This window comes from Bacillus sp. ISL-51 (assembly GCF_018613535.1).
Taxonomy (GTDB): domain Bacteria; phylum Bacillota; class Bacilli; order Bacillales; family Bacillaceae; genus Bacillus.
On sequence record NZ_JAGGQB010000009.1, the window covers coordinates 116,076 to 130,123 of the forward strand.

The 14,048-nt window shown below is 44.0% G+C and carries 14 protein-coding genes; 2 read left to right on the forward strand and 12 right to left on the reverse strand.

Annotated elements, in window-relative coordinates; translation table 11 throughout:
• Positions 1-150: 150 nt before the first annotated feature.
• From purA to dnaB, 3 genes are all read right to left on the reverse strand, one after another.
• Complete coding sequence (gene purA, locus J7E26_RS13635) at positions 151-1,443, reverse strand: adenylosuccinate synthase (RefSeq protein ID WP_214800270.1); 1,293 nt, start codon at positions 1,441-1,443, stop codon at positions 151-153.
• A gap of 236 nt (positions 1,444-1,679) precedes the next feature.
• On the reverse strand, positions 1,680-2,093 hold the full coding sequence (locus tag J7E26_RS13640; protein WP_214800271.1) for a VOC family protein: 414 nt from the start codon (positions 2,091-2,093) through the stop codon (positions 1,680-1,682).
• A gap of 120 nt (positions 2,094-2,213) precedes the next feature.
• Positions 2,214-3,578: a replicative DNA helicase gene (gene dnaB / locus J7E26_RS13645; protein ID WP_214800345.1), complete on the reverse strand. Its 1,365-nt coding sequence runs from the start codon at positions 3,576-3,578 to the stop codon at positions 2,214-2,216.
• 173 nt (positions 3,579-3,751) lie between these two features.
• Between dnaB and J7E26_RS13650 the strand changes: the two genes are divergently transcribed.
• Positions 3,752-3,949, forward strand: a complete 198-nt coding sequence (locus tag J7E26_RS13650; RefSeq protein ID WP_214800272.1) for a DUF2188 domain-containing protein — start codon at positions 3,752-3,754, stop codon at positions 3,947-3,949.
• Between the two features lie 29 nt (positions 3,950-3,978).
• Here J7E26_RS13650 and J7E26_RS13655 read toward each other — a convergent pair whose 3' ends face one another.
• Entirely contained in the window at positions 3,979-4,188 is a 210-nt protein-coding gene (locus tag J7E26_RS13655; RefSeq protein ID WP_214813556.1) for a hypothetical protein, read from the reverse strand.
• A gap of 120 nt (positions 4,189-4,308) precedes the next feature.
• On the opposite strand from J7E26_RS13655, the gene J7E26_RS13660 reads away from it, so the two are divergent.
• Complete coding sequence (locus tag J7E26_RS13660) at positions 4,309-4,452, forward strand: YycC family protein (protein ID WP_214800273.1); 144 nt, start codon at positions 4,309-4,311, stop codon at positions 4,450-4,452.
• Positions 4,453-5,252: 800 nt separating this feature from the next.
• Here J7E26_RS13660 and J7E26_RS13665 read toward each other — a convergent pair.
• From J7E26_RS13665 to J7E26_RS13700, 8 genes are all read right to left on the reverse strand, one after another.
• Positions 5,253-6,545, reverse strand: a complete 1,293-nt coding sequence (locus J7E26_RS13665; RefSeq protein WP_214800274.1) for a glycosyltransferase family 4 protein — start codon at positions 6,543-6,545, stop codon at positions 5,253-5,255.
• A 27-nt stretch (positions 6,546-6,572) separates the two neighbouring features.
• Entirely contained in the window at positions 6,573-7,628 is a 1,056-nt protein-coding gene (locus J7E26_RS13670; protein WP_214800275.1) for a phosphotransferase, read from the reverse strand.
• Positions 7,621-8,808, reverse strand: a complete 1,188-nt coding sequence (locus J7E26_RS13675) for a carboxylate--amine ligase (protein ID WP_214813559.1) — start codon at positions 8,806-8,808, stop codon at positions 7,621-7,623. The genes J7E26_RS13670 and J7E26_RS13675 overlap by 8 nt, the downstream gene beginning before the upstream one ends.
• Complete coding sequence (locus J7E26_RS13680) at positions 8,798-10,132, reverse strand: glycosyltransferase family 4 protein (RefSeq protein WP_214813562.1); 1,335 nt, start codon at positions 10,130-10,132, stop codon at positions 8,798-8,800. The genes J7E26_RS13675 and J7E26_RS13680 overlap by 11 nt, the downstream gene beginning before the upstream one ends.
• On the reverse strand, positions 10,129-10,785 hold the full coding sequence (locus J7E26_RS13685) for a PIG-L deacetylase family protein (RefSeq protein WP_214800277.1): 657 nt from the start codon (positions 10,783-10,785) through the stop codon (positions 10,129-10,131). The genes J7E26_RS13680 and J7E26_RS13685 overlap by 4 nt, the downstream gene beginning before the upstream one ends.
• A gap of 86 nt (positions 10,786-10,871) precedes the next feature.
• Positions 10,872-11,435 carry a protein kinase family protein gene (locus J7E26_RS13690; protein WP_214800278.1) on the reverse strand — a complete coding sequence of 188 codons (564 nt, stop codon included), beginning with the start codon at positions 11,433-11,435 and terminating at the stop codon, positions 10,872-10,874.
• Between the two features lie 174 nt (positions 11,436-11,609).
• Positions 11,610-12,059 (reverse strand): 50S ribosomal protein L9, encoded by a 450-nt coding sequence (gene rplI / locus J7E26_RS13695; protein ID WP_214800279.1) that lies wholly within the window; start codon positions 12,057-12,059, stop codon positions 11,610-11,612.
• Positions 12,056-14,035 carry a DHH family phosphoesterase gene (locus tag J7E26_RS13700; protein ID WP_214800280.1) on the reverse strand — a complete coding sequence of 660 codons (1,980 nt, stop codon included), beginning with the start codon at positions 14,033-14,035 and terminating at the stop codon, positions 12,056-12,058. Before J7E26_RS13700 ends, rplI begins: the two co-directional genes overlap by 4 nt.
• Positions 14,036-14,048 lie beyond the last annotated feature (13 nt).

Consider the following 14,048-nt stretch of genomic DNA (forward strand, 5'->3'; position numbering starts at 1 on the left):
GTACTCTATTGAAGCTGTTCCGTAACAACGAGATTTATAATATCATAGAACATTCGAAAGTGGCAATAACTTTTTTAAAAAATATCTATTATTTTTTTCCTGGATCAAAAAACAAGCCTCCTTGATCGGAGGCTTGTCTGCTTCATCACCCTAGTTGGCGCGGTAAACGCTGCGGATGACGTTTGTTTGTGAACGGTCAGGACCGACAGAGAAAATAGAAAGCGGAATACCTGTCAGCTGAGACACACGCTCAAGATAATGACGTGCATTTTCAGGAAGATCGCTGAGCGTTTTCGCGCCTGTGATATCTTCCGTCCAGCCCGGCATTTCTTCATAAACCGGTTCACATTCAGCGAGGGCTTTCAGGCTCGCCGGGAATTCTTCAATGATTTCCCCTTTGTAACGATAAGCGACACAGATTTTCAGTGTCTCAATGCCTGTTAACACATCAATTGAGTTCAGAGAAAGATCTGTGATTCCGCTGACGCGGCGCGCATGACGGACGACGACGCTGTCAAACCAGCCGACGCGGCGGGCGCGGCCAGTTGTCGTGCCGTATTCGCGGCCGACTTCACGAATTTGGTCTCCGATTTCATCTTTCAGCTCAGTTGGGAAAGGACCGTCACCGACACGGGTCGTGTATGCTTTAGATACTCCGACGACATGCTGGATTTTTGTCGGGCCAACGCCTGAACCGATAGTGACACCGCCGGCAACCGGGTTGGATGATGTCACAAATGGGTATGTTCCTTGGTCGATATCAAGCATAACGCCTTGCGCGCCTTCAAATAACACGCGGCGGCCTTCGTCAAGTGCATCATTAAGCACGACAGATGTATCGCATACATACTGTTTGATCTGCTGGCCGTATTCATAATACTCATCCAGAATATCCTCGATTTTGAATCCTTCTGTTTCATACATTTTTTCTAGCAGACGGTTTTTTTCTTCAAGGTTCCGTTCGAGCTTTTCCGCAAACACGTCACGATCTAAAAGATCTGCAATCCGAATGCCGATTCGCGCTGCTTTATCCATATAAGCAGGTCCGATTCCTTTTTTCGTTGTGCCGATCTTGTTGGCCCCTTTGCGTTCTTCTTCTACCTCATCCAATTTAAGATGGTACGGCAGAATTACATGGGCTCTGTTGCTGATTCTCAAGTTATCCGTGCTCACGCTGCGTTCATGAAGATACGCAAGCTCCGTTACGAGCGCTTTCGGATCAACAACCATTCCGTTCCCGATGACACATGCTTTTTCTTTATAAAAAATTCCTGATGGGATCAAGTGAAGCTTGTACGTGACTCCGTCAAATTTGATGGTATGTCCTGCATTATTTCCGCCTTGATAACGTGCGATCACTTCTGCATTTTCTGATAGGAAATCAGTAATTTTACCTTTTCCTTCATCGCCCCACTGCGTACCTACTACGACTACTGAAGACATATATCCGTGCACCTCCGTTAACCTTTCAAACGATATCTTATTCAAACAAATTAAGTGTATCAGTGCAGAAACAGAAAGTCAATCGTAAATCCGAACATTAAAATCTTATCATTCTATATTTGTTCGCCTTAACCTTAATTAAAAGCGTTTTCTCTTTAAATTGTTATCTATTACCCCTGAAACTTTCACGCTTTACCAAGAGAAAGAACCCGGAATCCCTGGTTCAAAGAAAACTCTTAGATTCCGCTCGTATTCATCAGAACGATCCGCCAGCCGTCAGGATCTTCTATCGTCACGCCTTTTTCCTTCCAATACGGATTCTCCGGTTCTTTCTCCTTAAACCCCATCTGCTTCAATTTCGTGCTGATGCGAATGACCTCCTGTTGGTGCGGCATGTAAAAAACAAGCAAGCTGTCACCGTGCGGGACGGGTGCCGGGGCGGATGCATCCGTTTCTTCCGTAAATTCTAAATGGTATTGCGTACCGGGCATCCCGAACATCACGCCGCTGTATCCGTTATGTTCGGAGAATTCGCCGACTCTTTTCAGCCCGAGGCCTTCTTCATAAAACCTGGTGATTTCATTGAGCTGTCCGGTCGGCCGCGCCACCCGGATTTGTGCAGCTTGAAATTGCGGAAATGTAATAGTCATATCATATCGCTCCTCCTTTTCTTTCATTATATAAAAACGCTTTCATTTTTTCGCCTGCCAGACGAACGGCAATTCCTCATTCTTTCGAATGAAAAAAGCCTCAAGACATAACTTGAGGCTTTACGCACCTGCCGGAACACCGCCGTCGTCAAAGCGCCGTTCCAGGTTAACGAATTTATTGTATTCCTTCACAAATGCCAGTGAGACGGTGCCCACCGGGCCGTTACGCTGTTTGGCAATAATGATTTCGATAATGTTTTTGTTTTCGGATTCTTTATCATAGTAGTCATCACGGTACAGGAATGCGACGATATCGGCATCCTGCTCGATACTTCCCGATTCACGGATGTCTGACATCATCGGGCGTTTATCCTGACGCTGCTCAACACCGCGGGAGAGCTGAGACAGGGCGATGACCGGCACCTCAAGTTCCCTTGCCAGCGATTTTAGCGCCCTGGAAATTTCCGATACCTCTTGCTGGCGGTTGTCGCTTGAACGCCCGCTTCCCTGAATGAGCTGCAAGTAGTCAATCAAAATCATGCCCAAACCGTTTTCCTGCTTCAGTCTCCGGCATTTTGAGCGTATTTCGCTGACACGGATGCCTGGGGTGTCGTCAATAAAGATACCGCTGTTTGACAGGCTTCCCATAGCCATCGTCAGCTTGCCCCAATCCTCTTCCGTCAGATTACCCGTTCTGAGGTTTTGGGCGTTAATATTTCCCTCAGCGCAAAGCATACGCATAACAAGCTGCTCAGCGCCCATCTCAAGACTGAAAATCGCGACGCTTTCATCCGTTTTGGTGGCGACGTTTTGCGCAATGTTTAAGGCAAACGCGGTCTTCCCCACAGAAGGACGGGCCGCGACGATGATTAAATCGTTCCGCTGGAAACCCGCCGTCATCCGGTCAAGCTCAATAAAGCCCGTCGGAATCCCGGTAATATCACCTTTCCGATTATGAAGCTGCTCGATATTATCGTATGTTTGAACTAAGACGTCTTTAATATTTTGAAAGGCGCCCGAATTTTTTCGCTGCGCGACTTCCATAATCGTTTTTTCCGCGTCGCTTAATAAATCCTCGACTTCATCCTCGCGCGTATACCCATCCTGGGCAATTGTTGTGGCGGTTCTGATTAAACGGCGGAGAATCGATTTTTCCTCTACGATTTTCGCGTAGTATTCTATATTAGCCGCTGTCGGAACCGAATTTGCGATGTCCGTAAGGTAAGAGACGCCCCCCACCTCTTCTAATAAATCGGTATTCGCAAGCTCTGACGTCACCGTCACCAAATCCACCGGTTCGCCGCGGTCTCCAAGCACCAGCATGGCATTGTAAATTTTTTGGTGTGACATTCTGTAGAAATCATCTGGAATCAACACTTCAGAAGCCAGTGTTAACGCAGACGGCTGTAAAAAAACAGCACCTAACACGGCCTGTTCGGCTTCTATATTTTGCGGCGGCAGCCGATCATTCAGAAGGTCTGTCATGCTAAGCACCGTCCTCTCCTTAAAAAATATCCAAACTCCATTTTACCATTTCTCAAGAAAAAAAATAGAATTATCTCGTTTTCCCTGTTTTTGTCAGGCCAACTGTTTATGTGTTTCACTGTCCCAACTGCCGGGAAACAAATGAGTAATCAGAAAAATAGGAGGTCAGAAGGATGAAAACGTATGCGGTGACACCCAGTATTGATGCGGACGGCTGGTTTGTAAAGGCAGAAAATGTGGCGCCGACGGCTTTATATACGTCAAAAGACGCCGCTATTGAGAAAGCCGAGCAGACGGCAAAAGAAAACAGCCCGTCTAGGCTTGTCATTTTTGATCAGCATAAAAACATACAAGAAGAACGGACGTTTTAAGAAAAGCCTTCGCCCCGCGAGGGCTTTTCTTATTCCTTGAAACGAATATGCAAAACCGTTTGCGCCATGAGATCGGCCGTTTTTTGATAAAGATCCCATTCTTCATAGGCGGCAAACGCCTTCATCATTTCCTGCAATGTCTGTTTCAGCATGATAAATTCGTCTAACGTGCGCAGTTCTGCGGCTTTTTTTTGATAGTCAGCCAGCTTTTGCTGTAATAACAGTAATGGCGATTGCATGTGAAACCTCCCCCATTTAAGTTATAAAGCCCTGCTGTATAAACCTCCATTCCTTTGTCATATCCTCTTACGATTGATTTCTGATTTTAGTACAATGGAGAAACGGAAGGAGTGATATCCATGAAACCGCTGCAAATTTCCGCCGATACGGCTCAAAAGCTTGCAGAATCATTGAATCTGCCGCTTGAGCAGATCATGCACATGCCTCAGCACATTCTTCTTGCTAAATTAGCTGAAATCCAAAAAGAGAATGATAACAATTAAGGCTGCTCTCACATATATATGTGCGGGAGGCGGAAGCAATGGCTTTCCGCCTCTTTTTTGCATGGAGAAAATTCTGGTAAAACGTCCTTTGAATCGTTATCGTTTATTCATGACATTTTCATATTTGTTTTTTTACAATGGGGTCACAAAAGAGGTGAAAACATTGAAAATAAAACGAATAGACACAGTCGGCTTTTTGAATATGTACGGCATTTGGCAGGATGATGCCGCCTCCCAACCTGCTCATGAGTGAAGCAAATGTACGCTTATTCACCGCCAGATAATTATTTTACAGCTATAAAAAAGGGTGCTCATCCTTCACAACAAATCGGCTTCCTGCCTCAGTACAAACACCTTGTTCAGCAAAATGCTGAAAACGAATCGCCGAAAAGACAATTCTCCCTCGTTTCCCCGCCGGAGCAAAAAAAAAGAAGCAAGGTCAACCGGCAGATCAGAGATGGGCTGATGACGGAATCGGCGCACGGTTGTCCGCACAGTGGAAAAACGTTTCTGAAAATATGATTTATACCATCCATCAGGCATATGATTCCGGCTTCACATTCGACGAAATCGCCCGGAGGCTGCGGTATAACCCGAATTATTTAAGCAGCATGTTCATTGCGGGAAAAATTGACATATAAGAACCCGAAAATTTATCAGTCATTCAAAAAACGCAAAGGCATCACACCCGGAAAATACTGTGAAAGAACCCGCCGGGGACATTTCAGTCGATGGAATGGACGGGTTAGACAAATCTAAAGATCCCCATCTTCATCACTCTCTAAAAGATCCGATCCTTTTTATAGAAATGAATGATAGACACTGTGTATTCCTGAGACCATGACATCCTGCCGCAGATACTGCGCGGCATATGAGTGTGCTTCTTTTCCGAGCCGTTCTCTGAGAGACTTATTCGTAATCAATAATACGAGAGCATCAGCAAGCTCGCGACTATTTCCAGGCTGACAAATAAGTCCTGTTTTCTCATGCCGGATCATTTCAGGTATTCCCCCGCAGTCAGAGGTGATAATGGCTTTTCCGGAAAACATAGCCTCGATGATCGCTACGGGAAAATTATCGTTTAGCGTGGGCAGGGCGAAAATAGATGATTCAGCCAAAAGCGCTGGCACATCATGCCGTTTTCCGAAGAAAACCACACTGGAAAGACCAAGTTTTTGCTTCTTCTCTTCCAAAATCTTCCGCATGTTTCCGTCTCCGATTATCCATATTTCAACCCCGGACAAATGCTGCCGAATTTGTCCGAGGGCGTCCAGCAGCACGTCATGTCCTTTTCGCTCTGTCAGACGGGAAACACACGTAATCACAAGCTTTTCAGCACTTTTTTGCTGCGGTGCGGTCTGAAATTGAATACCGGTATAAACCGTTTTCAGCTGGGTCTCCTTTGCGCCGTAATCCGTTAAAGGCGCATGAAAGGAATCGCTGATAGTAATGATTTTGTCCGATGCCCGAATACCCTGTCTTTCTATTTCGCTGAAGTATGCCTCTTCAAGTGAACCCTTTTGTATTTTATGGAACTTTATCCGGCTTTTAGTAAAATGTCCGTGAGGCGTAAAAAAGAGCGGCCGCCGATACGTCTGATTGAGGTATCCCATCAAAAATACCGCAAATAAATCCTGCGCGTGAAACAAATCATATTGTTCTAAACCCTTTTCATTCAAAAATCTCTGAAACACAAGTAAATAGCTAAGGTTTTTCACAATTTTTTCGTTTGCGGCACCGTATCTGCCAAAAAGAAACGCCCTGATATCATCAGCGGCCCGCGGGATATCTTCCTGAAAAAAAGATGGCGGCATTTGGAGCGGCGAGATGACATCTGCCCGATGACCGATGCGATCAAAACCTGTCTTAACTGACGCAATATAACTCGCTAATCCACCGACATTTGGATAACGGAGAAAGGTCACGTACAAAATACGCAATGGCTTTTTTCTTTTGGAAGAGCTCTTTCTTTCCACACCAAATGACCGCAGTGTTTCTTGTTCATTTTGATGTTCGATACCATAAAATTGATCCATTACGCGCAATAATGTGAGAGGCACCAGACTGTTTGACTTTCCAATCTCATCTCTCAAAAACTCGCTCCCCCTCTCTCTGTAAACCTATAAACCTAATTCCCGGCCCCATTGTGACACTTTATCTAAATGATACGGCAGCAGCTCCCCTCCCCGATTGTCGAAGATTCTGCGCAATTGAGTATGAAGCCCTTTCTCCAGTGTTCTCTGCAAGTAGGCCATTTTATAAAGAGTCATAGGAGGAGTACGAAAATGAATGCCCCGCTTTTTCATTTCTTTCGTATACACTTTCACGCAGTAAGTCCGAATGTCTTCTGCATGCTTGCTCCAATCTTTTCTGAAACCGAGCAAAATTTCAACCAGCACAACCATATCAAACCAAACCGGCGCGTATTTCGCTGATTCCCAATCAATAAATTGAATGTCCCATGGATCATTTTTGAAGACATTGCGGGCGCAGATGTTCTGCATATGAAGATCGCCATGTGTGATGGCTGAACCATTTTGTATCAGTTCGGGGAAAAAATCCGGCCCTTCTTGTTGCAACAAGGTTGTGATTTGGCGATAATGAGGCTTTACGATTTCTTTTGTACGCTCATCTTTAAGCGCCCTATCCAGAAATGCCGCTGTTTTTTTTATCTGTTTATTACGCTCCTTGCTCATAGCCTCCGATTCATATACCGGAAGCCATGACCGCCATTTTCCGTCAGAAAGATCCTCGTCCTCAAAGGTGCGGCTGTGCAGTTCAGCGACAGATGGAATAATATAACCGAAATGCTTAGGATGAAATGTAAGCTGCCCCCTGATCTGGCTGACAAACTCCATAAATATCCACGTCTCATGTTCATTTTCTTCTATAAGATATATGTCCGGCAGCAAATCGCTTAAGACAGAATAGGCTCTATCGTATATATTAATTTCTACTGTATTTTTATGGCGGCTCGAATTGTACACCTTCAAAATTAGCGGAGCGGTTCCAGATTTCTTTCTTACAAGCAGTTTATAAATCGCGCTTCTATTTGTTGATTTTAAGCACGTTATTTCATCAGGATTCACAGCCGTCTTTTCGCCAAACGAATATGATAATTTTTCATCAATTCTCAGCTTTTGAATTGCGTCATACAGAGAATCCATTTCATACATGCCGATCTTCCTTTCGCTTCCGTTTCCAGCTATTTTTGAGATGGGACCAAGTGCTTCTGATAAACGGCATCGGGTCATTCCAAGCAAATAGGGCATACTCTTTTTTTCCTTTGCATCCTTTCCAAAAAGTCCGGAACGTCATTTCTCCTCTTTTTCGTTTCTGCAAAAATGTTAAAAAGTAACGCACCCCGTAAATCCACTTGATTCCGTCTATTTGTTCGAGCTGAGGCTTCACATGCTGTCCAGTCACATACAGATAATACATGTAAACGAAATGGACCCCTGCCTGTTCTGTGAGACTATGGGTGAGCCAGAAGCGCGGATTAATCTCTATAAATTTGTACACATTGTCACGAGGATCCTTTTTAAATTCCGCCATACCGATACCTTTCAGCTGAATCGCTTCAAAAAACGGCAGGCACTTCTCTATTAATTCAGGAATTCGTTTGCTCACGACGTGAGCGCCCGTGCCAAAATCAGCAGGGAATTGGTGGTTTTTTTGGAGAGAAAATAAGCCGAGCAACTTCATTTGGTCATCATAAAAAGTGGCGACTTTATAAAAACACTGATTGTCCCCGGGAATGATTTCTTGAACGAGCAGTTTTCCATTTTCTCTGTAGGACTGGTACTCCTTGCGCAATTGTGCTGCATCCTTCATAACAATTGCTTTTTTGTTTACTTTTTTTCTAAATTCGTGGCCGGTCACCGGTTTTAAAATACATGGGAACTCAATATTCGCGATCGCCTCTTCAAGCTCATCTTGATTGTTCGGAAAAAAGGTTTTCGGGCAAGGGATGTCATGTTGAATCGCTAATTCATATGCTTTATCTTTATCTAAGACAGTTTCCAACAGCGAGTGACTCGGGAGCAAAAATAAAAAAAATCCGGCTAATGTTTCGCGGTATTTGGATATAAACCCCACATAGTCATCGGACCCTGCGTATAATACCGGCTTGACTTGGAATTGCTTCGCAAAATCAGACAGAAATGCCAGAAGCTCTTTCTCTTGTGTTAAAGGGCTGGGGCATATACCGCATGTTGCTAATCTTGATTTTCCAATACGATAAGGTTCCTCCGTGTCAAACGCGTAAACATCTATTCCTTTTCGGGCCAGGCTTCGAATCATCCCGATCCCGTTTGCACTAAAATCAAGCACAACGGCCGCATGTTCATGTTTCATGATCTCCCTCCGCGCTGATCGTATTTTGATAAATGGATTCGATATTTTTTATCATCATCTCACTGCTTAAATATTTAGCAGCGTAGGTCTTTGCATTCGAAGCAGCCTGCTTCCGTGCAGATTTGTTTGTGATAAAAAACGCTAAAGCCCGGCCAAGAACCTCCGCATTTCCCGGCTCGACAATAATCCCTGTTTTGTTATGCTGTATCAGATCCGGAATGCCTCCGCAATTTGTAGCGATAATAGCCGAGCCGCTAAACATCGCTTCAATTATAGAAATGGGCAGACTATCATTAATCGTCGGCAGTACGAATATGTCCGTCTTATCCAAAATAGCGGGAACATCTCCTCTTTTCCCCAGGAATGAGACCATTGAGAGATTCAATTTCCGAGCCTGTTCCTCTAAGGCACTCCTTGTCTCCCCGTCGCCCACGATCAGCACTTCAACATGATGGAGTAAATCGGGCGGAATTTGCGAGAGTGCGTCCAATAAATAATTATGTCCTTTTCTCGGACCTAATCTTGCAATACATGCGATGATGATCTTATTTTTCGGAAACGGGATATTCTTCTCCCGGCCTGTTTTTACATCGTAGTCTATTCCTGTGATCACCGTTGTCATGTCTTCTTGTTTTGCTCCAAGCTTCATTAGCGGACTGCGAAACGTATCGCTGAGAATAATCAGATGATTTGCGTATTCAATGGCTTTCATCTCTAATTTTTTATAATAAAACTCTTCTACCGAGCCTTTTTTAAATATGTGAAATTTAAGTCTGTTGAAAGTGAACATGCCATGCGGTGTAAACAGTAAAGGTTTTTTATAGATTCGGTTGAACCTGCCTAATATATTGGCTGTAAATAAATCTTGAGCATGAAACACATCATATTTTTCCAAATTAAGCGTTTGAAGCATTTGCTCGTATATAAACATCAGCCGATTATTTTTCAAAATATGATCGTTATAATCCCCGTATCTGTCTGTAAAGAAATCTTTCAATTTTGGAATAGCAGCCGCGCGCAATTCTTTTACCTTTGCGGTCGGAAACTGTTTAGGCGATATGACATCCACCTTATGCCCTTTCTTTTTAAGTCCTTCACTAAGGGTTTTAATATAATTGGATAAGCCGCCGGTATGCGGATAGTCCCAAAACGTGGTGATTAAAATGGATAGCTTCTTTTTTTTACCGTATAATCGCGGAATGAGATGTTCATTTTTCAGCTGAGTTTTTAATGCTGTTTTTTTTTTCGGAGGAGTTTTTATTCCATAATAGTGATCAAGCGTCTGAACCATGTACGGATAAGGGACAGAAAAAGTCTTGATCATTTCCAGATCCTCCGTATGACTTCAAATGCTTCAGCGTATTCCACACCTGCTGTCATCCCTCTGACTCTTCCTAAATGTTTGACGCCTTCATATGAACGGGGATGAGGGTAATCCCGCATTTCTACATCATAGTGGTTAAGCGCTGCGAGTTTGGCGTCCATAGTATCTGTGATATTAACGAAGTAATTAGGCTTGAAGAGTTTATCTGCCGTATTCCTCTCCCACTCGCTTGAAGATAACGTTTCAAACGTAATCAGTTCAATAGGTTTCCGTTGTGGAAGCGGTCTGGCGGCTGTTAAGACAGCTTGGAATGTTTTCTGGTGGTCAATATTGATATCACCGTAATGATGAGTAAAGATTTTACTAGGCTGATAGGCGTGAATGTATTGCTCTAATTCTTTCACAAGCTTATGAAGAGGCATACATTCAAGCTCTAAATTCGTATGCTCCAGAAAGATGACTTTCTCAATTCCAAGCTCCTGATTCGCACGTTCACCTAATTGTTTAATGTGATGAGCTTCTTCTTTTCTGCCTAAAGCTGTAATGATGGAAATAACTTTATATCCTTCATTGATTAGCCGTTTTATGGTTCCTGCTGATCCCAATAGTTCATCATCAGGATGGGCGCCAATAATCATAATGTATTCTTCCATTTTTTCCACACTCCACCAACAAATATTACAAATATCATATGATTACCCCCAAAAAAGGCAACTTACATATGCGGATTTTCAGAAACTTACAGCTGCCGCTGCCATTCCCTGTAACGGGACGGATTCAATTTTTTCATGTTGTGCAAAAAATCATCCGCCAAGCCGTATTTCCCTAATCCTTTTAATAGTTTTACAGGAACTTGGGCAACGGTGGAAAAAGCCCTTTTATGGTCGATCACTTTAAGATCACCGTGTTCGTTGATTAGAATGTGCCTGATTTCGGCATCCCATCTGGTAAAACCGAGGTTTTTTAATTCATCCAGCATATCTAAAATGTCAGCTGTTAGTTTTAAGGATAGGAATTTTTCTTTTTTGATATGGCGGGCGAGGGAAGTGCCTTGGACGTATTCCATCACAATATAATAATCTCCGTATTCATACAGCCGGGGAATCACCGGGGAAGTTTGCCCGATCTTCAGAGCTTCCAATTCCTTCTTGTATGTCTCTTTTTTAAAAAAGTACTTTAAGCATTTGTTATGCGTTAGGCGATAGACTTCCCCGTCTTTTCCATCTCCGATCAGCCGATAGTCTTCCAGCACCTTTTTATTCTCCGGGTTATAAAAGAAGTTTTCAGGAAAAAAACGCTTCATATCAACACTCCTTTGTCATGATTTATTACAATATGCAATTCCGCAACCATCAGAAATGAAGCATTCTCATCATTTCCAGACTGCGCCCCGTCTGCAGACATGAAAAAACCCGCCGAGACCGGCGGGTTTTTCATTATTTTTCCTTCTTTATTTAAGCTTCGCACTTCATATATGTTACGCTTCCTCTTTTACGTGAACCTTCAGTACAGCCTGAACTTCAGGATGCAGCTTTACAGGAACGTTTGTATAGCCCAGTGCGCGGATACCGTCTTGCAGCTCAAGTTTCCGCTTATCCACTTTAATCTTGTGCGTTTTTTGAAGCTCTTCTGCAATCTGTTTGCTTGTGACAGACCCGAATAGGCGGCCGCCTTCTCCGGATTTGGCACTCAGCTCAACCGTAAGCTTTTCAAGCGTTTCTTTTAAATCCTTCGCCTGTTCCAGCTCCGCAATCGCTTCTTTTTTCTCTTTTTCTTTCTGTCCGTTCAATGCGCTGATGCTCGATGCATTTGCTTCAACAGCGAGGCCTTTTTTAATGAGAAAGTTATGTGCATAACCGTCTGCTACGTTTTTGACTTCGCCTTTTTTTCCTTTACCTTTTACATCTTGTAAGAAAATAACCTTCATCTCTGAACGCCTCCTTCAAAATATTCCTCAATGGCATCCTTCAGCCGATCAAGCGCTTCTGAAACTGAAATGCCTGATAACTGGGTCGCCGCATTGGTTAAATGCCCTCCGCCTTCCAGCGCCTCCATAATAATCTGCACATTGACATCGCCAAGCGATCTCGCACTGATGCACACCGTGTTCTCATCCCGCCTCGCCACGGCAAATGAGGCTTCCACCTCACTCATGGATAAGAGGGAATCAGCAGCCTGCGCGATCAGCACTTGATCGAAGTACTCCTCTTCATTCTCGGGAAGAGAAGCAATCGCAATGTTATCTTTATAAAGAGATGTATGCTGGATCAGCTTCGCCCGTTTAATATAAGAACCGACCGATTCTTTGAGGACTTTCTGCACCAAAACCGTGTCAGCGCCTTTCGCTCTTAAATAAGAAGCAGCGTCAAAGGTGCGCGAGCCCGTGCGAAGGGAAAAGCTCTTCGTATCCACTATTATACCAGCTAACAGGGCCGTTGCTTCAATCATATTGATTTTCAGGCGCTTCGGCTGATATTCAAGCAGCTCTGTGACAAGCTCGGCAGTTGAAGATGCGTACGGCTCCATATAGACGAGCAGCGGATCTTTGATAAACTCTTCGCCTCTTCGGTGGTGATCGATCACGACGATATGTTCTATTTTGTTCATAAGACGCTCTTCCATCACAAGCGACGGTTTATGTGTATCCACCACTACCAGCAGCGTGTCATCATTTGAGATTTCCATCGCCTCTTCCGGCGTGATAAACCGCGACCACAGCTCTTCATATTTCTTAATTTCTTCAATTAGGCGCTGAACGCTGGACCCGATTTGGTTCGGGTCAATGACGATATACCCGTCTTTGCCGTTAGCCTGCGCCACCTTCAAAATCCCGATCGATGCCCCGATAGAATCCATATCAGGAAACTTATGCCCCATAATAATCACATTGCTGCTTTCTGAGACGATTTCCTTGAGCGCGTGAGAAATCACTCGGGCGCGAACCCTTGTGCGCTTCTCCATCGGATTCGTTTTCCCGCCGTAAAATTTTACCTTGCCGTTCGGCATCTTAATCGCAACTTGATCGCCTCCGCGTCCAAGCGCTAAATCTAAGCTGGATTGTGCCAGATCACCAAGCTCCTTCAAAGAAGAAACCGATGCGCCGATTCCGATACTCAGCGTCAAGGACACACTGTGAACGGATGTTTTTTCACGAATTTCGTCTAAAATCGAAAATTTGGCGTTTTCAAGCTCGGTTAAAATGTGTTCATTTAACACAGCGATAAACCGCTCCGAGGACGTCCGTTTCAGGAAAATCCCAAACTCCTGCGCCCATGCGTTCAATAAGGAGGTGACCTGGCTGTTCATCGTGCTTCTCGTTTGGTCATCCAGCCCCTGTGTGACATCATCGTAGTTATCCAAAAAGATATATGCCAAAACGGTTCTTTCATTTTCATACTGCTTCTCGATCTGAATTTGTTCTGTCACATCAAAGAAATACAGCAGGCGCTCATCTCTTTTGATCACCACTTTAAACTTTCGTTCATTCAGCGTGATCGTTTCCGAATCGACCTCTTGCTTAATCAGCGGCACGACCGCCTCACACGTATCGTACAGCGAGCGCCCGACAAGCGTGCTTTCATTAAAGCAGGAAGACAGGAAAGGATTGGCCCATTCAATGTAATATTGATCATTAAACAGCATAATCCCGATAGGCATCTCCATTAATGCCTCTTCGCCTACTTTTTTCAACCTATAGGATAACGTGGATATATAGTCGTCAATCTCTTTTCTGATCAGAGAATCGGCACGTTTAATGAAATACAAAATAACGGCGAGCAGTAAAACACCAACGGCTCCTATGATCCAGTTAAAATAAAAGCTGATGAGGATTATGATGATTGATAATGCAATCAATGCATAGATGGGATACCGAAACAACGGTTTTTCATAAAAACTAGGCATTTCTATCAACTCC